The organism is Nonomuraea typhae (genome assembly GCF_009760925.1).
Classification (GTDB): Bacteria; Actinomycetota; Actinomycetes; order Streptosporangiales; family Streptosporangiaceae; genus Nonomuraea; species Nonomuraea typhae.
The window spans coordinates 39,890-66,402 of sequence record NZ_VRLV01000009.1; the positions used below are offsets into that span (position 1 = coordinate 39,890).

General features: G+C 68.0%; 23 protein-coding genes. 11 read left to right on the forward strand and 12 right to left on the reverse strand.

The features are described 5' to 3' along the window. Positions 1 to 180 precede the first annotated feature (180 nt). The 4 genes from FVE25_RS31050 to FVE25_RS31065 all read left to right on the forward strand — a co-directional run bounded on the left by FVE25_RS31050 (position 181) and on the right by FVE25_RS31065 (position 4,187). Positions 181 to 1,371 carry an NAD(P)-dependent malic enzyme gene (locus tag FVE25_RS31050; protein ID WP_157250672.1) on the forward strand — a complete coding sequence of 397 codons (1,191 nt, stop codon included), beginning with the start codon at positions 181 to 183 and terminating at the stop codon, positions 1,369 to 1,371. An 89-nt stretch (positions 1,372 to 1,460) separates the two neighbouring features. Continuing rightward, a complete protein-coding gene (locus FVE25_RS31055; RefSeq protein WP_157250673.1) occupies positions 1,461 to 1,913 on the forward strand; it encodes a hypothetical protein in 453 nt (150 codons plus the stop codon). A gap of 107 nt (positions 1,914 to 2,020) precedes the next feature. Beyond that, on the forward strand, positions 2,021 to 3,379 hold the full coding sequence (locus tag FVE25_RS31060) for an NsdA family TPR-like regulatory protein (protein ID WP_157250674.1): 1,359 nt from the start codon (positions 2,021 to 2,023) through the stop codon (positions 3,377 to 3,379). A gap of 46 nt (positions 3,380 to 3,425) precedes the next feature. After that, the gene (locus FVE25_RS31065; RefSeq protein WP_157250675.1) at positions 3,426 to 4,187 is read left to right on the forward strand and encodes a sigma factor-like helix-turn-helix DNA-binding protein; all 762 of its coding nucleotides are present in this window, start codon (positions 3,426 to 3,428) and stop codon (positions 4,185 to 4,187) included. A 37-nt stretch (positions 4,188 to 4,224) separates the two neighbouring features. Here the strand turns inward: FVE25_RS31065 and FVE25_RS31070 are convergent, their stop codons facing one another. The 6 genes from FVE25_RS31070 to FVE25_RS31095 all read right to left on the reverse strand — a co-directional run bounded on the left by FVE25_RS31070 (position 4,225) and on the right by FVE25_RS31095 (position 13,005). Beyond that, positions 4,225 to 5,766: a trypsin-like serine peptidase gene (locus tag FVE25_RS31070; RefSeq protein ID WP_157250676.1), complete on the reverse strand. Its 1,542-nt coding sequence runs from the start codon at positions 5,764 to 5,766 to the stop codon at positions 4,225 to 4,227. A 182-nt stretch (positions 5,767 to 5,948) separates the two neighbouring features. Beyond that, positions 5,949 to 7,688 (reverse strand): trypsin-like serine peptidase, encoded by a 1,740-nt coding sequence (locus FVE25_RS31075; protein WP_157250677.1) that lies wholly within the window; start codon positions 7,686 to 7,688, stop codon positions 5,949 to 5,951. A 433-nt stretch (positions 7,689 to 8,121) separates the two neighbouring features. Further along, entirely contained in the window at positions 8,122 to 9,801 is a 1,680-nt protein-coding gene (locus FVE25_RS31080; protein WP_157250678.1) for a trypsin-like serine peptidase, read from the reverse strand. 311 nt (positions 9,802 to 10,112) lie between these two features. Then, on the reverse strand, positions 10,113 to 10,532 hold the full coding sequence (locus FVE25_RS31085) for a hypothetical protein (RefSeq protein ID WP_157250679.1): 420 nt from the start codon (positions 10,530 to 10,532) through the stop codon (positions 10,113 to 10,115). Positions 10,533 to 10,606: 74 nt separating this feature from the next. Continuing rightward, positions 10,607 to 11,689, reverse strand: a complete 1,083-nt coding sequence (locus tag FVE25_RS31090) for a trypsin-like serine peptidase (protein ID WP_157250680.1) — start codon at positions 11,687 to 11,689, stop codon at positions 10,607 to 10,609. A 203-nt stretch (positions 11,690 to 11,892) separates the two neighbouring features. Continuing rightward, positions 11,893 to 13,005 (reverse strand): trypsin-like serine peptidase, encoded by a 1,113-nt coding sequence (locus FVE25_RS31095; RefSeq protein ID WP_157250681.1) that lies wholly within the window; start codon positions 13,003 to 13,005, stop codon positions 11,893 to 11,895. Between the two features lie 280 nt (positions 13,006 to 13,285). Between FVE25_RS31095 and FVE25_RS31100 the strand changes: the two genes are divergently transcribed. Then, positions 13,286 to 13,555: an SSI family serine proteinase inhibitor gene (locus FVE25_RS31100; RefSeq protein ID WP_157250682.1), complete on the forward strand. Its 270-nt coding sequence runs from the start codon at positions 13,286 to 13,288 to the stop codon at positions 13,553 to 13,555. Between the two features lie 47 nt (positions 13,556 to 13,602). On the opposite strand, the gene FVE25_RS31105 is transcribed toward FVE25_RS31100, so the two are convergent. Next, entirely contained in the window at positions 13,603 to 14,727 is a 1,125-nt protein-coding gene (locus tag FVE25_RS31105; protein WP_157250683.1) for a trypsin-like serine peptidase, read from the reverse strand. A gap of 319 nt (positions 14,728 to 15,046) precedes the next feature. Between FVE25_RS31105 and FVE25_RS31110 the strand changes: the two genes are divergently transcribed. The 6 genes from FVE25_RS31110 (at position 15,047) to FVE25_RS31135 (ending at position 20,113) form a co-directional block, all read left to right on the forward strand. Beyond that, complete coding sequence (locus FVE25_RS31110; protein ID WP_157250684.1) at positions 15,047 to 16,507, forward strand: acetyl-CoA synthetase; 1,461 nt, start codon at positions 15,047 to 15,049, stop codon at positions 16,505 to 16,507. 98 nt (positions 16,508 to 16,605) lie between these two features. Further along, complete coding sequence (locus FVE25_RS31115) at positions 16,606 to 16,869, forward strand: hypothetical protein (protein WP_157250685.1); 264 nt, start codon at positions 16,606 to 16,608, stop codon at positions 16,867 to 16,869. Beyond that, on the forward strand, positions 16,862 to 17,281 hold the full coding sequence (locus FVE25_RS31120) for a type II toxin-antitoxin system VapC family toxin (protein WP_246267763.1): 420 nt from the start codon (positions 16,862 to 16,864) through the stop codon (positions 17,279 to 17,281). Before FVE25_RS31115 ends, FVE25_RS31120 begins: the two co-directional genes overlap by 8 nt. 45 nt (positions 17,282 to 17,326) lie before the next feature. Beyond that, positions 17,327 to 18,226, forward strand: coding sequence for a hypothetical protein (locus FVE25_RS31125; protein ID WP_157250687.1), 900 nt, complete (start codon positions 17,327 to 17,329; stop codon positions 18,224 to 18,226). A 9-nt stretch (positions 18,227 to 18,235) separates the two neighbouring features. Then, positions 18,236 to 19,192: a zinc-binding dehydrogenase gene (locus FVE25_RS31130; protein ID WP_157250688.1), complete on the forward strand. Its 957-nt coding sequence runs from the start codon at positions 18,236 to 18,238 to the stop codon at positions 19,190 to 19,192. A 75-nt stretch (positions 19,193 to 19,267) separates the two neighbouring features. Then, positions 19,268 to 20,113 (forward strand): oxygenase MpaB family protein, encoded by an 846-nt coding sequence (locus FVE25_RS31135; RefSeq protein WP_157250689.1) that lies wholly within the window; start codon positions 19,268 to 19,270, stop codon positions 20,111 to 20,113. A 27-nt stretch (positions 20,114 to 20,140) separates the two neighbouring features. On the opposite strand, the gene FVE25_RS31140 is transcribed toward FVE25_RS31135, so the two are convergent. The 5 genes from FVE25_RS31140 to FVE25_RS31155 all read right to left on the reverse strand — a co-directional run bounded on the left by FVE25_RS31140 (position 20,141) and on the right by FVE25_RS31155 (position 26,498). Further along, the gene (locus FVE25_RS31140) at positions 20,141 to 20,845 is read right to left on the reverse strand and encodes a PadR family transcriptional regulator (protein ID WP_157250690.1); all 705 of its coding nucleotides are present in this window, start codon (positions 20,843 to 20,845) and stop codon (positions 20,141 to 20,143) included. Further along, a complete protein-coding gene (locus FVE25_RS31145) occupies positions 20,842 to 21,645 on the reverse strand; it encodes a DUF4097 family beta strand repeat-containing protein (protein ID WP_157250691.1) in 804 nt (267 codons plus the stop codon). Before FVE25_RS31145 ends, FVE25_RS31140 begins: the two co-directional genes overlap by 4 nt. A 114-nt stretch (positions 21,646 to 21,759) precedes the next feature. Next, positions 21,760 to 21,936 (reverse strand): DUF6104 family protein, encoded by a 177-nt coding sequence (locus FVE25_RS53990; protein WP_181019768.1) that lies wholly within the window; start codon positions 21,934 to 21,936, stop codon positions 21,760 to 21,762. Between the two features lie 59 nt (positions 21,937 to 21,995). Continuing rightward, positions 21,996 to 25,649, reverse strand: a complete 3,654-nt coding sequence (locus FVE25_RS31150) for a multifunctional oxoglutarate decarboxylase/oxoglutarate dehydrogenase thiamine pyrophosphate-binding subunit/dihydrolipoyllysine-residue succinyltransferase subunit (protein ID WP_157250692.1) — start codon at positions 25,647 to 25,649, stop codon at positions 21,996 to 21,998. 204 nt (positions 25,650 to 25,853) lie between these two features. Beyond that, on the reverse strand, positions 25,854 to 26,498 hold the full coding sequence (locus tag FVE25_RS31155) for a B3/B4 domain-containing protein (RefSeq protein WP_157250693.1): 645 nt from the start codon (positions 26,496 to 26,498) through the stop codon (positions 25,854 to 25,856). Positions 26,499 to 26,513: the final 15 nt, after the last annotated feature.

A 26,513-nucleotide genomic window follows, 5' to 3' on the forward strand; every position in this document is an offset into this window, starting at 1 on the left:
GTCAACAGAACGGCGTCAGCTCCGACACCTGATCTATCTCACCATGTGGCACAATCATGAAACGGGTGACCCCCGTGCCCCTCACGAGACGACCGATCGACGAGGGGATCCGGGCGACTACAGAAGCCTGGAACTCCTCGTGGCGTCTGTCCTGCCGTCCGATGAAACTCTGGGGTCTCTGTGGCTGTCACGCCCGCTTCTACCTCCCTCGATTCCTTCGACCTCGACCCGGCTTTCGCCCTGCACCGCGGCGGAAAGCTGGAGGTTCGCTCGACCGTTCCCGTCCGCGACAAGGACGACCTCTCCCTCGCCTACACCCCCGGTGTGGCCCGCGTCTGCTCCGCCATCGCCGACACCCCGGCTCTGGTCAACGATTACACCTGGGTCTCAAATGTGGTCGCGGTGGTTTCCGACGGCACCGCCGTGCTAGGGCTCGGCGACATCGGCCCCGCCGCCGCCATGCCCGTCATGGAGGGCAAGGCCCTGCTGTTCAAGGAGTTCGGCAACGTCGACGCCGTCCCGATCTGCCTCGACTGCACCGACGTCGACGCGCTCGTCGAGACCGTGGTACGGCTGGCGCCCTCCTTCGGCGGCATCAACCTCGAGGACATCAGCGCCCCGCGCTGCTTCGAGGTGGAGGACCGGCTGCGCGACCTGCTCGACATCCCGGTCTTCCACGACGACCAGCACGGCACCGCCATCGTCGTGCTGGCCGCGCTCGAGAACGCCGCCCGGCTGACCGGCCGCGCCCTCGGCGACCTGCGCGCCGTGGTGGCCGGAGCGGGCGCCTCCGGCGTCGCCGTCACCCGCATCCTGCTGGAGGCCGGCATCGGCGACATCGCCGTGGCCGACTCCAAGGGCATGCTGCACACCGGCCGCACCGACCTCAACCCGGTCAAGGCCGCGCTGGCCCACGACACCAACAAGGCGGGCCACAGCGGCTCGACCGAGCAGGCGCTGGCAGGGGCCGACGTCTTCATCGGCCTGTCGGGCTCCACGGTGGCGGAGGCGGCGATCGCCGCCATGGCCGAGGACGCGATCGTGTTCGCGCTGTCGAACCCGACTCCCGAGATCGACCCGGCCGTCGCCCGCAAGCACGCCGGCGTGGTGGCCACCGGCCGCTCCGACTACCCCAACCAGATCAACAACGTACTGGCCTTCCCCGGCGTCTTCCGCGGCGCGCTCGACGTGCGGGCCCGCACGATCACCGAGAACATGAAGGTGGCCGCCGCCCGCGCCCTGGCCGACGTGGTCGGCGAGGACCTGAGCGCCGACTACGTCATCCCGAGTCCCTTCGACCCCCGGGTGGCCCCGGCCGTGACCGCCGCGGTCGCCGCCCAGGCCCAGATCGACGGCGTCACCCGCGCCTAGGACGACCTTGCGGGAGCGCCCGGCGCTCCCGCAATTCGGTTGCAAGCAGGGTTTGCCACAATCGCCCGACACCCCATCTTGGAGGAACGATGAAGGCGATTCTGGCCGGCGCGGCGACCGCTGCCCTGCTCCTGTCCGTGACCACCACCCCCGCCGCGGCCGCCACCGGCCTCAAGACCGTGTACGGCTGGGCGAAGATCTCCGGCAACGCCCACTTCATCCTGACCCCGTACAAGGCCACCCTGGGCGAGATAGGGGAGAGCGGCCTGCTCGGCTGGTCGCTGGACAAGAAGACCGGATCGCCCGTCAGGATCGCCTACACCGAGGGCCTGGACTTCCGGCAGGTGAGCAAGAAGTGCGGCAAGCGGGCCGCCGGCTACCCGCACGAGAACTACGACAAGAAGACCGCCTTCGGCAAGACCAAGTGCGACCCGATCCACCTCTACGCCCTGCTGAAGCAGGGCCGCGTGGCCGTGCGCGTGGTCTACGACAACACCAAGCGCCCCATGTCGGTGAAGGTGTGGGAGCTCAAGCTCCCGTAACCCGGGCGGGCTCGCTTTAGGAACAGCAGAAACCGCCTTTACTCTTCGTGCTATAAAGGGAGCGCTCTGTAAGGATGGCGGGCGCCGGCTCCTGGGCGAGGAGAGCGATGGAACGCGAGCCCAACCGACTGCTCCAGCGACTGATCGCGGAGGCGGGCTTCTCACACAAGGGCCTGGCCCGGCGGCTCAACGACCTGGGCGCAGCGCGCGGCACCCCCGGCTTCAAGTACGACCACAGCTCCGTCCTGCGCTGGATCGGTGGTCAGCGGCCGAGGGAGCCGGTTCCCTGCCTCCTCGCCGAGATCTTCGCGCTCCGGCTCGGCAGGCCGGTGACCGCCGAAGACCTCGGCATGCCTGCGATGACCACACCCCTCGATCTCGGGCAGGAGTTCACGCACACCTGGCAGGAGGGGGTCACTACCGTGACGGCGCTGTGGCGCGCGGATGTGGAGAGACGTAGGTTCCTGCTCGACTCGACCTTCGCGATCGGGGCAGGCTCGGTGGGAGCGCTGCGCTGGTTGTCGGCGCCCGCCGAAGGGCGGCCGACGGGCGGGGGCGGACGCAGGGTAGGCAATGCGGACATCGCGGCGATCCATGAGGTGACCCGCTCGTTCGGGGAGCTGGACAACCGGTTCGGCAGTGGCCGGGTCCGCTCCTCAGTCGTGAAATATCTAGACACCGCCGTCTCGCCGCTCCTCAAGGACGGCTCGTACGGCGAAGCCACCGGCAGGCACCTGGCCGCCGCGGCTGCCGAACTCACCCGCCTGGCCGGTTGGATGGCCTACGACCTCGAACAACACGGCCTGGCCCAGCGCTACCTCATCCAGGCGCTCCGCCTGGCCAGGGGCGCCGCCGACCACGCGCTGGGCGGCGAGATCCTGGCCGGCATGGCCCATCAGGCCATCTACATGGGCCAGCACGCCCACGCCCTCGACCTGGCCCGCTCCGCCCAGCTGTCGGCCGGCCGGGCCGGGGTGCAGACGCTGCTGGCCTCCACCCACGTCCTCGAGGCCCACGCCCACGCCGGGCTCGGCGACGCCCGCGCGTGCGCGGCCTCCCTGAGCGAGTCCGAGCGGGCCTTCGACGCCCGCCGCCCCGGCGATGAGCCCGACTGGCTGAGCTACTTCGACGAGGCGTATCTGTCGGCCAAGTTCGCCCACTGCTTTCGCGACCTGGGCGACGGCGAACGAGCCGTCCGGCACGCCCGCCGTTCCCTGCAGATGGACGGACGCTACGTGCGCGGCCGCATGTTCAACCTCTCGCTGCTGAGCGCGGGCCTGCTGCAGTGCGGTGAACTGGAGGAGTCGTGCGCGGTCGCGGGCGACGCCCTGGCCCTCGGCGCCGAGCTGCAGTCGGCCCGTTCCCGCTCCTACGCCGCCGACCTCCGCCGCCGCCTCGAGCCCCACAAGTACGAGCGGGCCGTTCAGGATCTCAGCGAACGCACCCGCGACCTCACCCCCGTCTGACCCCGGCCGCACGTCACATCCGGCACCCGTCAACCGTCACTGCAGTATGAACAGCAGTGATTTCCTCTCCAGGCAGTTCGAGGCCCACCGCGGCCACCTGCATTCCGTCGCCCTCCGCATCCTCGGCTCCGACGAGGCGGCCCAGGCGGCGCTGCGGGAGGCGCGGTCACGGCTGAACGGGAACCTCGGCGGCTGGCTGACGACGGTCGTCGGGCGGATCTGCCTGGACATGCTGCGGGCCAGGCCGCCCCTGCCGCCGGGGCAGGAGACGGCGCTGGCCGACTCCGTGGGCCTGGCGCTGCTGGCGGTGCTGGAGACGCTGGCGCCGGACGAGCGGCTGGCCCTGGTGCTGCATGACCTGTTCGGCCTGCCGTACGAGGAGATCGCGCCCATCGTGGAGCGGTCGCCGGCGGCCGCGCGGGAACTGGCCGGGCGGGCGCGGCGGCGGGTGCGCGGGCTCAGCCCGGTCGCGGAGGCGGATCTGAGGGCGCACAGGGCGGCGGTGGCGGCGTTCCTGGCCGCGGCGGGGGAGGGCGATTTCGACGCGCTGAGCGCGATCCTGGCGCCGGACGTGGTGGTCCGGTCGGACGCCGGGCCGAGCGTCAGGGGGGCCGTCGCGGTGGCGGGGCAGGCGGTCATGTTCGCCCGCCTCGCCACGGCCTCATCCGAGTTCGTGGACGGGCTGCCCGCGATCGTGGTCAGGGAGGGGGGACGGCCGGTGCGGGTCATGCGGTTCACCGTCGCGGGCGGGCGCATCGCGGAGATCGAGGTGCTGACCGATCCGGCGCGGCTGCGTCTCCCGGGATGAAGGCGGGCGAGCCCCGTTCACGGGACTCGCCCGATCCTCAGTACAGGATCTCGCCGTTCGGGCCCACGAGGGACTTCGTCTCGGCGAGCGTGGCCTTGTTGTAGACGTCGGCCGTCTCGCTGTCGAAGTAGGCGGAGCTGATGAGGTCGATGCGGTTGTTGCCGTCCTGGTCGGCGAAGAGGCTGGTCACGCCGTTGACGTAGCCGGCGCGCTTGGCGTTGTCATACTTGAGCAGCCACGGGCCGCCGTCGGCGCCGCCGGTCATCGAGCACTTGAGAACCTGGTGCTCCTCCACCCGGAACGTGTTGACCTGGTAGGTCTTGGTGCCGGTCTTGCCGTAGCAGAACTTGGGCGTCACGCCGGTGAACGGCTTGTCGCCGTCGGGGTGCGGGTCGCCGGGGTAGCCGAAGGCGTAGACGGGCTGGCCCTTGGGCTGGTTCCACGCGAAGCCCTGCCCACCGACCGCGTCGCCGAGCTTGCCGGTGTCCTTGGCCAGGCCGATGATGTAGCGGCTGCGGTAGTACCTGGTCTCCTTGCCGAGCTTCACCCACTGCTTGATGAAGAAGCGGGTGGACCACCAGCCGATCTCGTTGCCCTTGGCGTCCTTGTCAACGGTGAGCGTGGCCAGGATCTTGCCTTCCGCCTTCTCCGCCGCCAGCTTCCTGTACTCGGATTCGGTGATCGGCTCGGGGCCGACCTGCTCGTAGCGCTCGCCGTTCTGGTTGGCGGCGGTGCTCGCCGGCGCCTGCTTGTAGGCCGCCTCGGTGACCTCGACCCTGGTCAGGGTCTTCTCCCCGGGATAGTCGTGCCCGACCTTGTCAGGAGTCAGATCGGTCGTCTTGGACCAGTACGGTCCCGCGGCTCCGTGCTTCTCGAAGCCGGCGACGAACTCCTCCTTCTTGATCTCCTCGTTCTTGACCCACTTGTCGCCCTTCCAGGCGTCCCAATCCTTCTTCGTGACCTCTTTCTCCTCGGTCAGCGTGAAGCCGTTGTGCACCGCCACGAAGGCGTAGTCGCCGTCGTAGTCGTCGTACACGTCGAGGTCGTAGGTCGTGAAGGCGTACGCGCCCGCGTAGACGCCGTACGGAGCCTTGCCCTGGTAATAGCCGGGCACGAAGACCCACTTGCGGTAGACGTCCTTGCCGTCCTCGTACACGCAGTGGCCGGCGGTGGCGACCAGGTTGCGGTGGCGCGACTGGATCGACGTGGCCGAGCACCACCGGTAGTTGCCCTTGCGGTCCAGGAAGAAGACCTTGCCGAGGCTGCGCGGCAGGTTCACGTTCTTGACCTTGGCGGCCGGCTTGGCGGAGGTGATGGGCGCCGTCATGCCGGGCTTGCCGTCGAAGGACTTGGCCTGGGTGGTCATCAGCTTCGGCACGTCTTTGGCGTCCCAGTGGTACTGGGTGGCCTTCTTCAGGGCCGCGCCGTTGCCGTCCAGCCAGAAGAAGGCGTTGCTGTAGGCGTCGGCGGGTTTCGGCGCGAGGGGGTCCTGGACCCAGGTGGGCTCGGCGGTGGCCGGGAAGGCGAGGGCGGCGGCACTCAGGCCGGCTGCTGCGAGGGGGACGAGCAGGCGCTTCACGGGGGGCTCCACTGGAGTAACAAAAGGGATGTCAGGACCCTATCGGCCCACTGATCACTCTGGTTAGCGATCTACCTGAAAAGTTCTGCATAAATGCCGAAGGGCCCGGCTGAAAAGCCGAGCCCTTCGGGTCAAGCTGAGGTGAGCCGGGGTTTGGACCCCCGACTCAGGAGATCACCGAACTACTTGGGGAGGCCCCAGGTGATCGGGCCGGACCACACCTTGGCGGCGGCCGAGTAGACAGCCGCGGTCTCCTCGTCGAAGTACGGCGAGGACATGTAGTCCCAACGGTCGTTGCCGTCCGTGTCGTACAGAACGCTGGTCACGCCGTTGACGTAGCCCATGCGCTTGGCGTTGCTGTACTTGAGCAGCCACGGGGCGCCGTTGTAGCCGCCGGTGACGGCGCACTTCAGCGACACGTGCTCCTCGATCTTCAGGCTCGCGACCTTCGTCGCCTTCGGGCCGGTCTTGCCGTAGCACCACTTCGGCGTAACGCCGGTGTAGGGCTTCGAACCGTCCGGGTGGGCGGCGTAGGGGTAGCCGAAGGTACGAACGACCTTGCCGGTGCCCTGGTTCCACGCGACACCCTGGCCACCGACGTTGTCGCCGAGGCGACCGCTGTCCTTGACCTTGTGGCCGACGGTGAAGTACTCACGGAGGTAGTACTTCACGGTGGAGGACTTCTTGTAGTACTGGTTCACGTAGAACCGAGCGATGTAGTAACCGCCGGGGGCCAGCTTGAGCTTGCCGGTCTTGGGACGACCGTCCTCCTCGTAGGCAACCGGGATTACGTCGCCGCCCTTGTATGCCTCGGCGTAGGGCTCCTGGCCGGCAGCCTTCTTGGCGACGAACGCGTTGTACTCGGTCTCGGTAACGGGCTCGAACTTGAGGCCGTAGGCCGTAACGCGGTCGGGACGACCCTGCTCCGGCTGAACCTTGATCACGCTCTTGATCGCGTCGCGACCGTACCAGACGTCGCCGTTCTTCCGGCCGAGCTCCGCCGCGGAGTACGTCCCCGAGCCAACCTCGACGTCGGTGCGAACCGCGCCGGGGTAGTCGTGGCCGACCTTGTCGTCAGCGTTGGCGGTGCTGACGCGAACAACGGGACCAGCGTCCTTCTCGGCGTTGTCGTCGACGAGCTGACCGTTGGCGTTGTACTTAGCCGCCAGCTCCTTGGCCTTGGCCTCGGTGGCAGCGTCAGTCGCTTCCTTGATCTCGGTCGCCTTGATGGTGACCGCCTTGCCCTCGGACTTGGCCTTGAGGTAGTCCGGGCGCGAGACCTTGGTGCCCTCGTTGAACACGCCGCCGACACCGTTGTACACGGTGACGAAGGCGTAGTCGCGGTCGAAGTCCTCCCAGGTGGAGAGGTCGTAGTGCGTCCAGGCCTGCTTGCCGACGTAGATGCCGTAAGGGGCCTTGCCCTGGTAGTAGCTGGGCACGAAGACCCACTTGGACACGACCTCGTCGTTGCCCTTGATGTCGTAGACGCAGTGGCCGGCGGTGGCGACCAGGTTGCGGTACTGCGACTGGATGGAGGTACCGGAGCACCAGTACAGCTTGCCGTCGCGACCCTCGAAGAAGACCTTACCGATGGACTTCGGCAGGTTCACGTTGTGGGACTTGACGGTGACCTTCTTCTCGGCACCGATCGGGTCGACGATGCCGGGCTTGGTGTTCCCGACGTAGCCGCCCTTTTCGACGATCTTCTTGACGTCCTTGTTGTCCCAGTAGTAGGCCGTGGCCTGCTTCAGGGCAGCGTTGTCGGACTTGGTCCAGAAGTCGATGATCTCGGCGGCCTTGGCGTCGGCAGCCAGCATGGCGGCGTCAGCGGTCGGCTCGGCCTGGGCGGAGCCGGCCAGGCCGGCAGCCAGCAGACCAGTGGCCAGAATGGCGCCACCGGCCGGGAGGAGGATGCGCTTCAAGGTAACTCCTTGCGCTGTCGTGGAACGCCTCTTGCGTCCCATGCGTCAGTAAAGGGATGCCTGGAAACATACAGCGCCGATCTTGAAAACAGGAACCCGCTTTGGGCGGAAAAAGAGGGTCGCGTCTGCTGTGATCGTTCCGTGATGTTTATGCAGGAACTGTGGTGGCATGGGCGGAGAGTCGCGGCTGTGCTGTTTTCGCAGATCAGGTCAGCCGTGTTGCGGAAGTGACGCATGTGGTCAGGGGTTACCCGGGAGAGGGGGGCCCAACGCTATGTGACGCAGATCACATCGGATTGATGGCACCGTCCGCGTGTCCCGTGCGTCCAAACGGCTCACAACTTCCCGTGAACGGCCGTAGGGCCCGGCGAATCGCCGGGCCCTACGGGTTATTCAGGGGTGCGAACGGCTGGCGCCGTCCGCTGAGCGTCGCCTAGAACGCCTTGCCGGACCACACCTTCGCCGCGGCCCTGTAGACCTCGGCCGTCTCACCGTCGAAGTACGGCGAGGTGATGGTGTCGACGCGGTCGTTGCCGTTCTGGTCGGCGAAGGTGCTCGTGACACCGTTCACGTAACCGATGCGCTTGGCGTTGCTGTACTTGTACAGCCACGGGCCACCGTCGGCGCCCTCGGTCATCGCGCACTTGAGCGCCACGTGCTCCTCGATCTTCTTGGCCGCGGAGGCGGCCAGCTTCGAGGAGGTCTTGCCGTAGCACCACTTCGGCGTGACGCCGGTGTAGCTCTTGTTGCCGTCGGGGTGCGGAGCGGCCGGGTAACCGAACACGCGGACGTGCTTGCCCGTGGGCTGGTTCCAGGCGAAGCCCTGGCCGCCGACGTTGTCGCCGAGGCGACCGGCGTCCTTCACCGCGCTCGTGAGGGTGTAGTACTCACGGAAGTGGTACGTGGTGGTGGAGGACTTCTTGTACCACTGGTTCACGTAGAACTTGGCAACCCAGAAGCCGCCCGGCTCCTTGGCGAAGTCCTTCTCGACGCCGGCGAAGGTCACCTTGCCGCTGGCGCTGGTGTAGGCGGTGCCCAGCTCGTTGCCGGCGTTCTTGGACGCGACGAACGAGTTGTACTCCGTCTCGGTGACCCGCTTGAGCTCGATGCCCCGGAGGTTGCCGAGACCGGGCGTGAGGTCCTGCTGCCAGCGGTCGCCGTTCTTCTGGCCGTTGCTGGCGGCTTCCCAGGCGGACTTGGAGGTCTCGGTCTGGACCTTGGTGGCGCCGGGGTAGTCGTGCCCCACCTTGTCGTCGGGGTTGGCGACGGTCTTGGAGACGACCGGGCCCGCAGTCTCGATCTGCTTGCCGGTGGCGTCGTAGCCGTTCTCGATGTTGCCGCCAGCGTTGTACTTGGAAGCCAGTTCCTTCGCCTTGGCCTCGGTGGCGGCGTCGGTGGATTCCTTGATCTGCTGCTCGTCGATGAACTTGGCGCCGGTGGCCTTGAGGTAGTCCGACTTCGAGACCTTGTTCTTGGTCTGGGTCAGGCCCGAGACGCCGTTGTAGACGGTGACGAAGGCGTAGTCGCGGTCGTAGTCCTCGAAGTTCGAGAAGTCGTAGTGGGTGAATGCCTGCTTGCCCACGTAGATCCCGAACGGAGCCTTGCCCTGGTAGTAGCCGGGGACGAAGACCCACTTGTTCATGACGTCCTGGTTGGCCGCCACGTCGTAGACGCAGTGGCCGGCGGTGGCAACCAGGTTGCGGTACTGCGACTGGATCGAAGTGGCCGAGCACCACTTCTTCTCGCCCTTGCCGTTGACGAAGAACACCTTGCCGATGGTCTTCGGCAGGTTCACGTTGTGAACCTTGGCGGTGGTCTTCTTCTCGGCGCCGATCGGGGGGGCGGTGCCGGGCTTGCTGTCCGCGGAGTAGCCGCCCTTCTGCTGCAGCTTGGCTACGTCCTTACCGTCCCAGACGTTGGACTCCTTGGCGGCGCGGAGGGCCGCGCCGTTGTTGTCCGCCCAGAACTCGGCGATGGCCTTAGCGGTGGCCGCGCTCTTCGCCATCGGGTCGGAGGCGACGTCGTTGGCGGCCGAGGCGGAGCCGGCCAGGCCGGCGGCCAGCAGACCGGTAGCCAGGACGGCACCACCGGCGGGGATGAGGATGCGCTTCAAGGGAACTGCTCCTTGGTCTGTCGTGAGTCGCCACACGCGACCCATGCGTCAGTAAAGGGATAGCAAGGAACATACCCGTGTGATCTTCGCAGGTGAAAGCCGTTCTGCCTCATCTGGTAGCTGTCGTTACCGCCGTGACCGTGCTGTTATCTGTCAGAGACCATTGCGGACGGTGATCGTAAACGTACGTTTTCACAGGCCACGAAGGACGTACGGTGAATGGGGTAAATGGGCGGTAAGGGGGCGGGCACTCGGTGTGAACCCCTGAATGTGACGCAGATCACAGGAACCAGATTGGCCTCTCGATCCGTCTAAGTCGCTCCGATCATGAGCGGGCAGCGGTGTACGGCGGTGCGGCTGGGGCAGCAGACGACCCCCACGGAGGTGAATCGGCCGTCCGTGAGCCAGAAACCCCACTGGATGTCGGCGCCGCCCTTGAGGAGCGCGGCCGCGTTGGCCAGCCGTACCTCTCGGCCGATGCGCGCCTCGTCGGCGGGGTGCAGCAGGGCGCGGGTGGCCAGGTCGTACTCCTGGGCGAGCCAGGTCACGGCGTCGGCGGGGGTCTCGAAGGTGGCGGTCACCTGGCGGCGGGGGCGGGCCAGCCAGTCGGCGGTGCGTATCGGGGGCACGGGCGAGCTGGGGAACTCCGGGGTTCCGGGGCGCCGCTCCTCTTCCAGGCGGAGCTCTTCGCCGATTCCGGTCCACAGGTAGGCGTGGAAGTGGCCGGGCATGTGGGGATATATGCCCGGAAGTCGGGCGCAAAAAAGGGGGCCCGGCGTGTGCCGGGCCCCCTCAGGTCAGGTGGTTACTTGTACAGCTCGCCGTTCGGGCCCACGACCTTGCCGGACCACACGTTCTTGGCGGCGTTGTAGACGTCGGCCGTCTCGCCGTCGAAGTACGGGGAGGTGATGTAGTCGATCCGGTCGTTGCCGTCCTGGTCGGCGAAGGTGCTGGTGACGCCGTTGACGTAGCCCACGCGCTTGGCGTTGCTGTAGTTGCGCAGCCAGGGGCCGCCGTCGTAGCCCGGGGTCACGGCGCACTTGAGGCCCACGTGCTCCTCGATCTTCAGCCACGAGGCGCCGACCTTCTTGGTGGTGGTCGGGCCGTAGCAGGTCTTCGGGGTCACGCCCGTGTAGACCTTGTTGCCGTCCGGGTGCGGCGCGTACGGGTAGCCGAAGGCGCGCACCGGCTTGCCCTCGGGCTGGTTCCAGGAGATGCCCTGGGCGCCGACGTTGTCACCGAGGCGGCCGGCGTCGACGAGCTTACGGCCGTCGTGGCCGATGCCGTTGTAGACCGTGACGAACGCGTAGTCGCGGTCGTAGTCCTCGTAGGTGGTGAAGTCGTAGTGGGTGAAAGCCTGCTTGCCCACGTAGATCCCGAACGGAGCCTTGCCCTGGTAGTAACCGGGGACGAAGACCCAGCGGTCCATGACGTCGCGGTTGCCGTCGGTGTCGTAGACGCAGTGGGCGGCGGTGGAGACCAGGTTGCGGTAGTTCGACTGGACCGAGGTGGCCGAGCACCAGCGGTACTTGCCGGAGGCGTCGACGAAGAAGACCTTGCCGATGGTCTTGGGCAGGTTCACGTTCTGCGACTTGCCGGAGCCGCCGGTCTGCGGAGCGGTCTGGCCGGGTCGTCCGTCCGGGCTGTAGCCACCCTTCTGGACGACCTTCTTCACGTCCGCCGCGTCCCAGGTGTACGCCGTGGCGGCGCGCAGCGCGGCGGCGTTGGACCGGAGCCAGAACGCGGCGACGGAGTGCGCCGCGCGGGTGTTGGTGGCCATCGGGTCCTTGGCGACGTCATCGGCGGCCTGGGCGACGCCGGACAGGCTGGCGGCCACGAGACCGGTCGCCACGAGCGCGCCACCGGCCGGGATAAGGATTCGCTTCAAGGTAACTCCAGGTTGCGCTGGCATCGTCGCCCCTGCGGGCACGAACTCAGCAATAAAAGGACAGCCCGGAACCTACAGCGCTGACTTGGGTCATGTGAATTTTCGGTAGATCATGTCAACCGGTCCAACACGCGGTGTGATCGTTCCGAGACAGATGACGTGCCTGATCACGGAGCTGGGCCGACCGGTTCCTGTGACTTGCGTCACTTTTCGCTGGAGCCCTGCGCGTCGGCCTGCCGATAGACCTCCGCGGTGGTGGCGATGAACGGGGGCGCGGAGACCGCGTCGAAGGCGCCGCGGGCGTCCCGGTTCCAGGTCAGGCTGTTGACGCCGTTGAGGTAGCCGAGCTTGGTTCCCGGCTGGTACTTCCACAGCCACGGGCCGCCGCTCGCGCCCGCCGTCATGTTGCAGGGCTGCAGCAGCACGCCGTACTGGAGCTCCCTGGTCGGAGCGGTGGTCTTGCTGGTGCCGCCCTGGCACGCCTCCAGCGTCTTGCCGTTGAAGGGGCGGCTGCCGTCGGGCTGGGGACCCGCCGGGTAACCGAAGGCGTTGATCCGCTGGCCGTACCCCTTGGAGATCGCCAGGCCCTGGCCGCCGGTGTTGTCCTGTAGCTTGCCGACGTCCTTCATGGTCAGCGAGCCGTCCTTCTGCTTCTCCCAGGTGAAGCCGCGGTGGACGGTGACGAAGGCGTAGTCGAAGTCGTAGTCGCCCTTGCCGGCCCAGTCCTCGTGGAGGCTGAGCGAGGCGCCGACGTAGATGCCGTCAGGGGTGGTGCCGTCGGGGCCGGGGTTCGGCACGAAGATCCAGTTCTTGGCCTCGCCGGGCTCGCGGGGGTCGTAGGCGCAGTGGCCCGCGGTGGCGACCACGCTCTTGCTCTTGGAGGCCACGGCGCTGGCCGTGCACCAGAACTCCTTGTTGTGGAACAGGAAGAAGACCTTGCCGATGGTCTTGGCCGTCGCGGCGCCCTTCGGCAGGGCGGGCGCGATGTCGCCCGGGGCGGTGGTCACCTTCTTGGCTCTCAGCGCGGCGGCCGGCACGGAGGTTCCGCCCGAGCCGCGCGATCCACCCGACGTGCCCCCGGCGGTCGAGGAGGGGGCGGGCGCCTTGCCCGCCGGCGTGGCCGGCGTGTAGCTGTCGGCGGCCTTGAGTCGCTCCGGCCTCCAGTACTCCGCGACCTTCTTCATCTCCGTCTCGGTCTTGGCCATCGCCACGGTCATGACCTTGCTCGGAGCGGCGTGCGCGATCCCCGTCAGGGCAGGCGTCAGCAGCAGCGCGCCGAGGGCGGCGGCCGCGAGAGACCTGACCGGGGGGATCATGAAATGCCTTTCTTGGGGTCGTAAGGGAGGATTTTTCCAGATCGACTCACTCTATGGCAGCTTGGATGGAGATTTGTTATCTGATCAAGGTTGACGTGTGTCCCATAAAGCCCATGTGAGGCAAGGATCCCGCGCGTCGGTCGTTGGTGATGCAAGATCTGCGAGGAAGGCTGCGGGTATGCGACTCATGTGTCTCGCCGTCCTTTCATGTACGGCTATCGCTGCTGGTCCGGCCGCAAATGCGGCGGCTCCGCCGGACTCTCCGCCTAAGAACGGATACGTGCTCACCACCGGTGCCAAGCACGTTCTTCTCGTATGCGACGGCAAGCCGAGCATGCACCCGCGGGCCGCCGAGGCGTGCGCCGCGCTGTCCAGCGCCTCGGGCGACTTCGGGCGCCTGCCGGTGGCCCAGGTCTTCTGCACCAAGGAGTACAACCCGGTGCACGTCTCGGCCACCGGCGTCTGGGAGGACCGGCTGGTCCGCTTCGTCGGGGTCTACGGCAACCGGTGCGAGATGAACGCCGCCACCGGGCCCGTGTTCGCGTTCTGACCGGAAAGTCCCCGGGAAGGGCCCGGGGACTTCCGCTCGCGGGCAGGTCAGAGAGGCAGGTTGCCCGTCCACCGGTTGGCGGCGGCCTTGTAGACCTTGTAGGTGTCGGTGTTGAAGTACGGCGACGAGATGTGGTCGTAGCGGTCGTTGCCGTCGGTGTCCCACGCCACGCTGTTGACGCCGATCAGGTAGCCGGTGCGTGAGGCGCTCTTGTAGTTCCAGATGAACGGCCCGCCGCTCGCGCCGGCGGTGAAGGAGCACTTGAAGCCGATGTGCTCCTGCAGGTTGTACCTGGGCGCCTCCGGCATCGGCTTGGTCTTGCCGTAGCACCACTTCATCGTGCGGCCGGTGAACGGCTTGTCGCCGTCGGGGTGCTCGCCGGCCGGGTAGCCGAAGGAGAAGACGTTCAGCTTGGTGCTGCGGTTCCAGGTGAAGCCCTGGCCGCCGACGTTGTCACCGAGACGGCCGACGTTCTTGACCGTCCACTGCCACTTGTTGGCGACCTTCTCCCACTTGACCTTGATGCCGTTGTAGACGTTGACGAAGGCGTAGTCGAAGTCGTAGTCCTCCTTCACCACGAAGTCGTCGTGGGCGTTGAACGTCTTGGCGGCGTAGATGCCGTAGGGCGCCTTGCCCTCCCATGCGCTGTTGCCGTCCCAGTACGACGGGATGAAGACCCAGTTGTCGTAGAAGACGTCGGTCTTGGTGTCGTAGACGCAGTGCGCCGACGTCGCCACCAGGTTGCGGAACTTGCCCTGGACCGAGCTGGCCGAGCAGAAGCGCCAGCTCTTCGGGTCGGTCGGGTTGGCGCCGGGCAGGGTGAAGAAGACGCGTCCGACGGTGTTGGGCAGGTTGACGTGCTTGCTCTTCTTGGCTGTGGTCTTCTCCTCGCCGACCGGCGGGACCGATCCGGGCGGGCCGTCGGGGGTCTGGATGCCGCCCTTGACTCCCTTGGTGGAGATGTCCAGGGAATCCTTCATGTCCGTGGCCAGCCGGATGCGGTCGGGCGTCCAGAACTGTACGGCCTGTGCTGCGGGCGTCGTCGCGTTCCTGGAGACGACGTCCTTGGGTGCCTGTGTCGCGGATGCGCTGGCGCTCATCGCGCTCGTGGCCAGTCCCATGGCCAGGAGGGCGGCGAGGGGAATCGCGATGCGCCGTGCTCGGGAAATCATGGAGCTCCTTCCAGTTCTCGGCGGCCCAGAGCGGGGTACTGCGCCCCGGTGGGCCAGGAAAACGCTCGGAACGCTAATGAATGGCGCGCGGCGGGATCCATGAAACGACGGGAAAAAGTCTGGGCCGGTTCCGTTCCGTTATAGAGATAGCAATTGGGCATGTATTCTCAATCGGTATTCGCGCAGGTCCCGATGGTGCCGGAAATTCATTCTCCCCATGAATAACAGTGGCCACTTCCGGCAATGCGCGGCCGCTGCCCACTCCGGCAAGAAACATCACACCCGCGCCAACCGAATGTTGTTCTGGTTAGATGAGGGCATGGACCCGCGCACCCCCTGCCTCGTCGGCGCCGCCCAGCTGACCGTCCGCTCGCAGCCGGGGCCGGAGCCCCTGGACCTCTGGGAGCACGTGGCCCGCGAGGCGGCGCGGGAGGCGGGGCTGGCGCCCTCCCGGCTGGATTCGATCGGGCTCGTGTACACCGACTCCTGGCAGTACGACGCTCCGCCGTACCGGCTGGCCGAACGGCTCGGCGCGGCGCCGCGCCACGGCGTCTACTCCCGGGTCAGCGGTACGGCGCCGCAGCTGCTCATCGGTGAGGCGGCGCGGCGGATCGCGGCGGGGGAGATGGACAGCGCGCTGGTGGCGGGGGCCGAGGCGCTGGCCACGCGGCGGCACTATCGCAAGGCGGGCGAGCACGTGGCGTGGAGTCATCCAGCCCATCCGAAGCCGCCCTACGGGTGGGACCGGCCGCCGCATCCGGCGGAATTGGCGCATGAGTTGTTCCTGCCTGTGCACACCTATCCGATTCTGGAGACGGCGCGGCGCTATTCGAGGGAGTCAGGCGGCAAAACGGGAAAAAACGGTATAAATCGTGAAATGTCGGAGCGAGCGGTGTTCATGGCGGGTATGTCGCAGGTGGCCGCGGCCAATCCCCACGCCTGGTACCGCGAGGAGCTCACTCCCGACGACCTCCTCGGCGGCCGGTTCGTCGGCTGGCCGTACACCAGCAACACGGTCGCGACGCTGGAGGTCGACCAGGCCGCCGCCGTCATCCTGGTCAGCTCCGCGCTGGCCGACTCGCTCGGCGTGCCCCGCGAAGGGCGCGTCTACCTGCGCGGCTGGGCCTACGCCGAGGACACCTGGGAGGTGGCCGCCCGGCCCTCGCTGGCGAGCTCGCCCGCGGTCGCCGCGGCGGCACGGGCCGCCTTCGACCGGGCCGGGCTGTCCCTCGACGACATGGCCGCCCTGGACCTTTACTCCTGCTTCGCCATCGCCGTCCGGATGGCCTGCGACGCCCTGAACCTCGACCTCGCGGACCGGCGCGGCGTCACGGTCACCGGCGGCCTGCCGTACGCGGGCGGCCCGGCGAGCAACTACGTCCTGCACTCGACCGCCACCATGGCCGGCCTCCTGCGCGCCCAGGGCGGCCACGGCCTGGTCACCGGCGTGGGCATGCACATGACCAAGCACGCCTACGCCGTCTGGTCCACTGAACCGGGCGGTACCGGGGATGTCGGGAGTGCGCCGGTGTACGCCGCGGCCCCGGTGCCTCTGCGCGAGGTGTACGCGGGACCCGCCACCGTGGCCGGCTACACCGTCGCCCACGGCCGCGACGGCGCCCCCGAGCGCGCGATCCTGGTCGCCGACGTCCCCGGCGGCGCCCGTGCCCATGCCGTGGTACGGCGGGCCGACCTGCTGGCCGACGCCGAGTCCCGGGAACTGGTGGGGCAGCCGGTGACCCTGCGCACCGAGGGACACGTGAACGTAGCCGATTGGTGACAGGGAAACCCGATGCACTGCCGTAGTCGAGTCGCTACCCTTCGTGTGTTGACATTTTTATGTCAGCGGCGAACGCTGGAGTCATGCGGAGGACCACGGTGCGCATCGACGAAACGCTCCTCAACGAGGCGAAGGCGTACGCAGCACGCAACGGACGCAGTCTCACCTCGGTCATGGAGGACGCTTTGCGACAACTACTCAACCGTTCCACGGAAGCGGGCCAGCGGCCCCGCGTGGAACTGCCCACCTATGGTGATCCGGCCGACCGCGGCAAGGTGGATCTCAGCCCGGAGCGGATCGCCGAACTCCTGCTGGAGGACGACCTCGAGTACGTCCGGAGGTTCTGCAGTGAAGATGCTTGACGTCAACGTCCTGCTCTACGCGCACCGTGAGGATGCGGTGCATCATCCGGAGTCCATCGCTCTCGTCCATTCGCTCGTGAACGGTGACACAGCGTACGCCGTCTGTGACTTCGTCATCAACGGATTCCTGCGAAACGCCACCGACCGGCGCCTTCCACGGCCGACGCCGATCCCCATAGCGCTGGCGTTCGCCTCGCAGGTGCGCAACCAGGCCCACGCGGTCAAGGTCGGGGGAGGCGAGCGGCATTGGACGATCTTCAGCAATCTGTGCCAGGAGACTCCGGCGCGGGGGAAGCTCGTCGCCGACGCTTACCTGGCCGCGCTGGCCATCGAGCATGGTTGCGAATTCGTGACCTATGACAAGGACTTCGCCAAGTTCAAGGGGTTGCATTGGACGTCACTGCTCAACTGAACTGAGGCGGAGGGCGCAAGCCGTACTACTCGGCAAGGATCGCTGGTGACCGACCAGTTCGACGTCATCGAGGCAGGCGCGAAGGGGCGCCGGCGATGGGTCGGCATCCTGGTGCTTGTCGGGCTGCTCGCGATCCCCGTCGTCAGCCTGGTGACCAGCCGCGAGCCCGAGCCGGTCGAGCCTCCGGCGCCCACCCCCACCACCCGGGATCCGATCGCGTCCCTGTCGAGGGTCACCTCGGCGCCCAACGTCCTGCATGCCAAGGCGCGGGTCAAGGGGGGCGAGGAGATCATCGAGGTGGTGTTCCCGCACGGGTTGCGGGCCGAGGTGCGGTATCCGGCCGAGATGCAGCTGGACGCGCTCGGGTCACGGCCGTTCGTGGGGATGTGGATCAGGGGTGAGGAGTTCCCCGTGTACCGGGCGCTGGTGGCGCCGTACGCGGGCGACGTGGAGGTCACGCGGGGGGCGAAGAAGCCGTTGCGGTCGTTCACGCCTGACGTGACGCTCTGGCCGCGGCCGCCGGGCGGGGGGCTGGTGGGGCAGGTCATGTTGTTTGCCTATGGGCCTTGGCGGATGGCGATGTACGACCGGCCGGCGGGGTTGCGGTTCGAGGCGCGGATGGCGCTGGCCACCAAGCTGAAGGGCGCGGTGACCAAGGACGGGTATCTGGTGCTGAAGGCGTCCGGGCCTATTCGGCTGGCGGCTCCCGGGGACGGGCGGCGGCGGGATCCGGTGGGGCCGCAGTTGCTGTTCGGCGGGGGGTCGGGGGACATGCTGACGATCGTGCCGACGCCCGGGTGCGCGTTGCCGGAGGTGCCGGACGCGATGGGGGCGCGGGGGCGGCCGACCGAGTCCGTGTGCATGGGCGATTTCATGGTGGCGGCCTCGGGGGCCGAGTGGTTCGTGAAGGCGGCCGTCAGCAAGATCCGTATCAAGGTCAAGTAGGGTGCGGCCATGTTCGCCGTAACCGCCGCACAGACCGATCCCGACCATCCGCTCGCCGGCCTGAGACTGGGCGAGCACCCCGAGCCGAAGGCGCCCGACGGCTGGACCACCGTGACCGTCAAGGCAGCCGCGCTCAACCACCACGACCTGTGGACGCTGAAGGGGGTGGGCATCCGCCAGGAGCGCCTGCCGATCGTGCTCGGCTGTGACGCCGCCGGGCTCGACGAGGACGGCAACGAGGTGATCGTGCACTCGGTCATCGGCTCGGGCGCCGACGAGACGCTCGATCCCAAGCGCTCGCTGCTGTCGGAGCACTACGACGGCACGTTCGCCGAACGGGTGGCCGTGCCGCGGCGCAACCTCGTGCCCAAGCCGGCGACGATCAGCTTCGAGGAGGCGGCCTGCCTGCCCACCGCGTGGCTGACCGCCTACCGGATGTTGTTCGACAAGGCCGGGCTGCAGCCGGGCGCGACCGTGCTGGTGCAGGGCGCCGGCGGTGGCGTGGCCACGGCGCTGGTGGCGCTGGGCCGGGCGGGCGGCTACCGGGTGTGGGCGACCAGCAGGTCGGAGGAGAAACGGGCCCGTGCCCGCGAACTCGGCGCCGACCAGGTCTTCGAGCCCGGCGCGCGGCTGCCGGAGCGGGTGGACGCGGTCATGGAGACCGTGGGCCAGGCCACCTGGGCGCACTCGCTCAAGTCGCTCAAGCCGGGCGGGCGCATCGTGGTCTCGGGCGCCACCAGCGGCGCGGTTCCCTCCGCTGACCTGCAGCGGGTGTTCTTCCTGCAGTTGTCCGTGATCGGTTCCACGATGGGCACCCGCGACCAGTTGCAGCGCCTGGCCGTCTTCCTGGAGCAGACCGGGGTGCGCCCGGCCATCGACAGGACGCTTCCGCTCGCCGAGGCCACGGCCGGGTTCGCCGCCATGCACGAGGGCGACCTCTTCGGGAAGATCGTCTTCACCGCCTGAATAAGTGACGGGTTACTTGTCCGATTCCTGGGTGGTACAAAGAAAAGGGAGCTGTATCACCCAGGAGGCCCCGTCATGGACGTTGAGCCCTTCGGCCCCGGATCGATGCACTGGGACACGGCCGGCGAGTACCGCAACCTGCTGGTGGCCGGCAGCGCGCTGATCCTGCAGACCATGCACCCCGCCGTGGGAGCCGCCGTCGCCGCGCACTCCACCTACAAGGCCGACCCGTGGGGACGGCTCGAGCGCACCCTCACCTCCGTGCAGACCTGGGTGTACGGCGGAGCCGACGGCCCCGCCGAGGGCCGGAGGCTGCGCGACCTCCATGCCCTGATCAGCGGCGTGGACGAGCGGGGCCGCAGCTACCACGCGCTCAACGGGGAAGCGTGGGCCTGGGTGCACTGGTCGTTGTTCGAACGGTTCCTGGTGCTGAACCGGGTCTTCGGCACGCCGTACTCGCCGGAGGGGGAGGAACGGCTGCTGGCCGAGTCGCGGCAGCTCGGGCGCATCCTGCACGTCGCCGAGCGGGAGATGCCTCAGGACATGACCGCCTTCCGCGCCTATTTCACCGCGATGGTGACCGATCGGCTGGAGCCGCATCCGACGGCCGTGGACGTGCTGGCGGTCCTGCACGGAACCCCCGCGCCGCCCCGGCTGCCCGCGGCCGTGCGCCGGCTGTGGATGCCGGTGGGGGTGGCCTCGGGGGAGTTCAACCACTTCATCACCGTGGGCACGTTGCCGCCGGCCGTACGGGACAAGCTCGGGCTGGAGTGGACGGCACGGGATGAGCGGCGGCTGCACAGGCTCGGCAGGCTGATCGCCCGGGTGACGCCGCGGCTGCCGGAAAGGCTGCGGTACATGCCGATCGCCTACCAGGCCCGCCGCGGTGCCCGCACCCACATCCCCCAGGACGCTGCCTAACGCAGTATGTGTCCCGGGGAAGGCTGTTCAGTGCAGCGAGTCGCGGATGTTCTGGGAGGCGGTGGACAGGGTGCGGCGGATCTCCTCCAGGCGTTCGCGGGTGAGGTGGCTGTCGGAGGCGTCCTCGCGGACCTGGGCGACGAAGTCGGCCAGCATGCCGCCGAGTTCGTTGTCCAGTTCGACGCGGTTGCCCGGGACGCCGCCGATCGAGGTCCAGATGTCGCCCCAGATGCGGCGCCACTCGTGCTTGAGCCGTTCGCTCTCGTCCTGCCAGGACGACATGTGCTCGGTCCATTGCCGCTTCTGCTGTTCCCTGAGGCGGCGCATGTCGGCCTTCTGGCCGGTGCGCACGTCCTTGGCCATCTTGGTCAGCTCCTCGCGGAGCGACTTGACGGTGTCGCGGACGTCCTCCTTCACCTCGCGGGCGATGTCGCGGACGGAGGCGGAGATCTCCTGCTCCAGGTCGGCGAGTTCGTCCAGGCGGCTGTTGAGTTCCTCGCGGCCTTTGTCGGTGATGGAGAAGACCTTCTTGCCGTCCACGACCTCGTGGGTGACCAGGCCCTCCTCCTCCAGCCGGGCCAGGCGCGGGTAGATCGTTCCCGGCGAGGGGGAGTAGACGCCCAGGAAGCGGTCCTGCAGCAGCCGGATCACCTCGTACCCGTGGCGTGGGCTCTCCTCCAGCAGCTTGAGGAGGTACAGGCGAAGGCGGCCGTGACCGAAGACGGGGCTCATTCTTTCTCTCCCTTGAGCAGCGCCACCTCGCCGGAGACCGTGGTGGCCGTGAGCGAGGCCATGCCGCCGCCCAGACGTCCGGACAGCGACTGCATGCCGGGCTTGCTTTCGTTGATGAGGCGCTCGAAGGTGCTGACCACGCGGCCGGAGGTCGAGCGGATGGCCACGTCGGCCTCGACGTTCTCCGGGAGCCTGACCAGGATGCCGCCGGAGACGCTGTTGAGCGTGACGTGCCCGGTGGGGCGCAGCATCAGGTCGGCGGTGATGCGGCCGGAGACGGTGTTGGCTCTCAGCCGGCGCGGCATGCCGTCGGCTACGGTGAGGTCGCCGGAGATGCTCTTGAACGCCAGGTCCCCGGCCATCGCCCGGGACTCGACGTCGCCGGAGACGGTGGTGGCGCTGACGTCGCCGCTCACGCCCTCGAGCACGATCTCCGCCGAGACGCTCCTGACCTGGGTCTGGTTCTCGAAGCCGGCGACGACCGAGGGCGCCGAGACGACGCCGGCGTTGACCGCGCAGGTCTTCGGGACGGTCAGGGTCAGCACCGAGCGGCGTTTGTCGCGGCGCAGCCAGCCGAGCAGGCCGTCCCAGGTCAGGTCCTTGTAGGCGACGCTGAGCTCCTTGGCGTCCTCGTCATAGGTGACGATCAGCGGCGAGGCCGAGTCGACCTCCGACACCTCGAGCGAGGGTGGCCCGTCGCTGGCCAGCACGTTGAGCTTGCCCGCGACGATGCGCACGTCCAGTGCCGTCACCGGTCCGAACGTGAGTTGCTCGGGCCCGTCGATAGTCCACTGCGCCATGACCCCTCCGCGATAGGTTTCCTCATTAACACGATATGTCGCGTTTGCCGAAAACTCAAGATGTATCGCGTCAGCGTCGCCCGCGTCACCCGTCCTCGCGTCGGCTCGCCCATCTCACTCGTCGTCGTCATCCAGCCTGGCCAGCCACGTGGCCAGCCGCTCGACCGGCGTCTCGAACTCCGGGTTCAGATCGACGAACTCCCGCAGCCGCTCGCCGAGCCAGAGGATGCTGACCTCCTCCTCACCACGGCGCTCGACCAGCTCCTCGATCCCCCGATCGGTGAAATACATGATGCTCCGTTCTAGCAGAAAGCCCCCGCCGTGGCGGGGGCCTTCCTATGGGATGACGATCAGCCGAAGACCTGGTGCATGATCTCCTCGAGCTCCGTGTCGTGCGCGGCGTGCGAGCCGGTCGCCGGGGAGCTGTTGGGGGTGCGCGAGATCCGGCTGAGTGGCCTGCCGCCCAGCAGCTGCGGGTCCTCGGCCAGCTTCAGGGTGAGGTACGGCCACGGCCCCATGTTGACCGGCTCGTCCTGGGCCCAGAACAACGGGACCTGCCCGCCGTACCTGGACAGTTCGGCGGAGAGCTCGTCGGCCGGGAACGGGTAGAGGCGCTCGAGCCGGACGATGGCCACATCGTCGCGGCCGAGCTTGTCCCGCTCGCTGGCCAGGTCGTAGTAGAGCTTGCCGGAGGTCAGCACGACCCTGGTGACCTTCGCGGGGTCGGCCGTGGTGTCGCCGATGACCGGCTGGAAGGTGCCCGAGGTGAAGTCGGACGCCTTCGAGGTGGCCTTCTTGTGCCGCAGCAGCGACTTGGGCGTGAAGACCACCAGCGGCCGGTGCCGTCCCGACTCGACCTGCCACCTGAGCAGGTGGAAGTAGTTGGCCGGGGTGGTGGGCTGGGCGACCGTCATGTTGTCCAGCCCGCAGACCTGCAGGAACCGCTCGATGCGGGCGCTGGAGTGGTCGGGGCCCTGGCCCTCGTAGCCGTGCGGCAGCAGCAGCACGACGCCGGACTTCTGGCCCCACTTCTGCTCACCGGACGAGATGAACTCGTCGATGATCGTCTGGGCGCCGTTGACGAAGTCGCCGAACTGGGCCTCCCACGCCACCAGGGCGTCGGGGCGCACCACGCTGTAGCCGTACTCGAAGCCCAGCGCCGCGAACTCGCTGAGCAGCGAGTCGTAGACGTAGAACTTCGTGGTGCCCTGGTTGAAGGTCTTCAGCGGGGTGTGGTCCTCGCCGGTCATCCGGTCGACCAGCACCGCGTGGCGCTGGGTGAACGTGCCGCGGCGGGAGTCCTGGCCGACCAGGCGGACCGGGTGCCCGTCGATGAGCAGCGAGCCGAAGGCCAGCGCCTCACCCATGGACCAGTCGATCGCGTCCTGCTCCACCATCTGGCCGCGCCGCTGCAGCACCGGCGACAGGCGCGGGTGCACGGTGAAGCCCTCGGGCAGGTTGAGCTGGGTGTCGACGATGCGCTTGAGCGTCTCGTCGCTGATCGCCGTCGGGGTGTCGTCGTGCGACCACTTGACCACCTCGGTGGGCGGCACGCGCAGCTCGCCGTTCTCCTGATGCGGCCGCTTGGCGGCCTCGCGGACCTCGGTGAACGCCTGCTCCAGCTTGGCCTGGTAGTCGCGCAGCGCCTGCTCGGCCTCTTCGACCGTGATGTCGCCGCGGCCGATCAGGGCCTCGGTGTAGAGCTTGCGGGTCGAGCGCTTGGCGTCGATGAGGTCGTACATGAGCGGCTGGGTGAAGGCGGGGTTGTCGCCCTCGTTGTGGCCGCGGCGCCGGTAGCAGATCAGGTCGATGACCACGTCCTTGCGGAATGCCTGGCGGTACTCGAAGGCCAGCTGGCCCACGCGGACCACGGCCTCCGGGTCGTCGCCGTTGACGTGGAAGATCGGGGCCTGGATCATCCGGGCGACATCGGTGGCATAGACCGAAGAACGGGACGACGCCGGAGACGTCGTGAACCCGACCTGGTTGTTGACCACGATGTGCACGGTGCCGCCGGTGCGGTAGCCGCGCAGCTGCGACAGGTTGAGCGTCTCGGCCACGACGCCCTGGCCGGCGAAGGCCGCGTCGCCGTGGATGAGGACCGGCAGCACGGTGAAGCCCTCCTCACCGCGCTCCAGGAGGTCCTGCTTGGCCCGGACGACACCCTCGAGGACCGGGTCGACCGCCTCCAGGTGCGACGGGTTGGCCACCACGCTCGCGGTGATGGTCTTGCCGCCGGAGGCGGTGAAGGTGCCCGAGGCGCCCAGGTGGTACTTCACGTCGCCGGAGCCGTGCGCCGTGCGCGGGTCGATGTTGCCCTCGAACTCGGTGAAGATCTGGCCGTAGGACTTGCCCACGATGTTGGCCAGCACGTTGAGCCGGCCGCGGTGGGCCATGCCGATGACGACCTCGTCCAGGCTGTCCTCGGCGGCGTCGCTGATGACCGAGTCGAGCAGCGGGATCAGGGACTCGCCGCCCTCCAGGGAGAAGCGCTTCTGGCCGACGAACTTGGTCTGCAGGAACGTCTCGAACGCCTCGGCGGTGTTGAGCCGGCCGAGGATGTTGAGCTGCTCCTCGCGGTCGGGGGAGGCGTGCGCCTTCTCCACCCGCGCCTGGATCCAGGCCCGCTCCTCGGGGCTCTGGATGTGCATGTACTCGATGCCGACCGTGCGGCAGTAGGAGTCGCGCAGCACGCCCAGGATCTCGCGCAGCTTCATCAGCGGGCGGCCGCCGAAACCGCCGGTCGCGAACTCGCGCTCGAGGTCCCACAGCGTCAGGCCGTGCGACTGGATGTCGAGGTCGGGGTGCTTGCGCTGCTTGTACTCCAGCGGGTCGGTCTCGGCCATGAGGTGGCCGCGCACCCGGTAGGCGTGGATGAGCTCGATCACCCGCGCGGACTTGGAGACGTCGTCGTCGTGGGAGGTGGAGATGTCCTGGACCCAGCGGACCGGCTCGTAGGGGATCCGCAGCGCCTCGAAGATCTCGTCGTAGAAGCCGTCCTCGCCCAGCAGCAGCCGGTGGATCTGGCGCAGGAAGTCGCCCGACTGGGCGCCCTGGATGATCCGGTGGTCGTAGGTGCTGGTCAGGGTCATGACCTTGGAGACCGCGAGCCTGCTGAGCGTGTCGGGGGAGGCCCCTTGGTACTCGGCTGGGTACTCCATGGCGCCGACGCCGATGATCGTGCCCTGGCCGGGCATCAGGCGCGGGACGGAGTGGACGGTGCCGATCGTGCCGGGGTTGGTCAGCGAGATCGTGGTCCCGGCGAAGTCGTCCACGGCGAGCTTGTTGCCGCGCGCCTTGCGGACGATCTCCTCGTAGGCCATCCAGTACTGACGGAAGTCCATGCCGTCGGCGGCCTTGATCGACGGCACCAGGAGCTGGCGTTCGCCGCTGCTCTTCTGCACGTCGATGGCCAGGCCGAAGTTGACGTGGGCCGGCTTGACCAGCGTCGGCTTGCCCTCGACCTCGGCGAAGGAGAAGTTCATCTCCGGCATGGCCTTCAGCGCCTTGACGATGGCGAAGCCGATCAGGTGCGTGAAGGAGACCTTGCCGCCGCGACCCCGCTTGAGGTGATTGTTGATCACGATGCGGTTGTCGATGAGCAGCTTGGCCGGGATGGCCCGGACACTGGTCGCGGTGGGTACCGCGAGCGACAGGTCCATGTTGGCCGCCGTGCGGGCCGCGGCACCGCGCAGCTTGACCTCTTCGGCGTCTTTGGGCACCGCGGTCGTGGGCTGCTTCGGCTTGTCGGCCGCGGGCGCCGGGGTCGCCGGAGCCTTGGCGGGTGCTGGAGCGGGGGCGGGCGCGGTCGCAGTGCCGTTCGCCGCCTCCCTGACCGGGGTTCTGCCCGGTCCGTAGTCAGGGTTGTAGTCAGCGAAGAAATTCCACCAGGCCTTGTCCACAGACTCGGGATCCTGGAGGTACTTCTGGTACAGCTCGTCGACAAGCCACTCATTTTGCCCGAAGCTTGCCAGCGGGTTTGACCGCGACGACTCAGACGACACGGCGGAAATCGCCCTCTTCCGCAGATCGGCGTTGATGTTAGAGAACCTGTCCAAGGCTACTCGCCCAGACCAGCAGAGCGCGCCGGGGAGGCCACCGCGCCTCGCCCGATCCTCTCAGGAGACTCCAAAGAGGTCACGCCCCCCTCGTCAATCCAGGTGATGCAACCAATATTACTGTTTGGTATCAACAGGCTGACAGGAGGTTTAGTTCCCGGCTGAGATGAGCCTGGAGGCGATCCGGACCCCGGGGGAGAGCTCGGTCAGCAGATCCGCGAGCTCCTCACCGGCCACCTTGAGCTCCTCCAGCGTCATCGGCTCCAGCCGCTCCAGCAGGAACAGCCCGTTGACCGTCTCCTCGGTCAGCCGCGTGCGCACCACCTGGCGCCAGTTCCATCGCCGGCAGGTGACGCCGATGTCGTCGCGCCAGATGACCTCGCCGGGCTCCGGCGTGCCCAGCGCCTCCTCAGAGGACTCCTCGCCCGTGGCCCTGACCAGCCGGGGCGGGCCCGCGTACGTGTCGAGGTCCTCGCCGCCGATCGGCAGCGCGTGCCGGACGCTGACGGAGTTGTAGGCGTCGACGACCTGGTTGATCTCCGGCAGCGGCAACCTTCGGGTCAGCGCGTCGACGCTCGGGCGCGTGCGCTGCGGCTTGGCGCCGAACGCGCGGTAGGCGTCCTTCCAGGCGTCGATCTTCTCGGTTGGTACGGCTTGCGCCGAGGCGTCGGCCAGCCAGCCGCGCGCCCGGTCGTCCGTCGGCCCGTTCTTCATGCCGTGGGCCGTCATGACCAGAACCGCGAAGTCGGGACGGAGCGCGAAGACCGCTTCGTCCACCTGGATGTCGTCCATCATGTCTGGCAGCTTATG

Excerpts from the sequence above, each read along its gene's own strand:
- FVE25_RS31105 (WP_157250683.1), bottom strand. The coding sequence starts at position 14,727 with ATGATTTCCCGAGCACGGCGCATCGCGATTCCCCTCGCCGCCCTCCTG.
- FVE25_RS31060 (WP_157250674.1), top strand. The coding sequence starts at position 2,021 with ATGGAACGCGAGCCCAACCGACTGCTCCAGCGACTGATCGCGGAGGCG.
- FVE25_RS31095 (WP_157250681.1), bottom strand. The coding sequence starts at position 13,005 with ATGATCCCCCCGGTCAGGTCTCTCGCGGCCGCCGCCCTCGGCGCGCTG.
- FVE25_RS31085 (WP_157250679.1), bottom strand. The coding sequence starts at position 10,532 with ATGCCCGGCCACTTCCACGCCTACCTGTGGACCGGAATCGGCGAAGAG.
- FVE25_RS53990 (WP_181019768.1), bottom strand. The coding sequence starts at position 21,936 with ATGTATTTCACCGATCGGGGGATCGAGGAGCTGGTCGAGCGCCGTGGT.
- FVE25_RS31130 (WP_157250688.1), top strand. The coding sequence starts at position 18,236 with ATGTTCGCCGTAACCGCCGCACAGACCGATCCCGACCATCCGCTCGCC.
- FVE25_RS31120 (WP_246267763.1), top strand. The coding sequence starts at position 16,862 with ATGCTTGACGTCAACGTCCTGCTCTACGCGCACCGTGAGGATGCGGTG.
- FVE25_RS31140 (WP_157250690.1), bottom strand. The coding sequence starts at position 20,845 with ATGAGCCCCGTCTTCGGTCACGGCCGCCTTCGCCTGTACCTCCTCAAG.
- FVE25_RS31155 (WP_157250693.1), bottom strand. The coding sequence starts at position 26,498 with ATGATGGACGACATCCAGGTGGACGAAGCGGTCTTCGCGCTCCGTCCC.
- FVE25_RS31065 (WP_157250675.1), top strand. The coding sequence starts at position 3,426 with ATGAACAGCAGTGATTTCCTCTCCAGGCAGTTCGAGGCCCACCGCGGC.
- FVE25_RS31135 (WP_157250689.1), top strand. The coding sequence starts at position 19,268 with ATGGACGTTGAGCCCTTCGGCCCCGGATCGATGCACTGGGACACGGCC.
- FVE25_RS31055 (WP_157250673.1), top strand. The coding sequence starts at position 1,461 with ATGAAGGCGATTCTGGCCGGCGCGGCGACCGCTGCCCTGCTCCTGTCC.
- FVE25_RS31110 (WP_157250684.1), top strand. The coding sequence starts at position 15,047 with ATGGACCCGCGCACCCCCTGCCTCGTCGGCGCCGCCCAGCTGACCGTC.
- FVE25_RS31145 (WP_157250691.1), bottom strand. The coding sequence starts at position 21,645 with ATGGCGCAGTGGACTATCGACGGGCCCGAGCAACTCACGTTCGGACCG.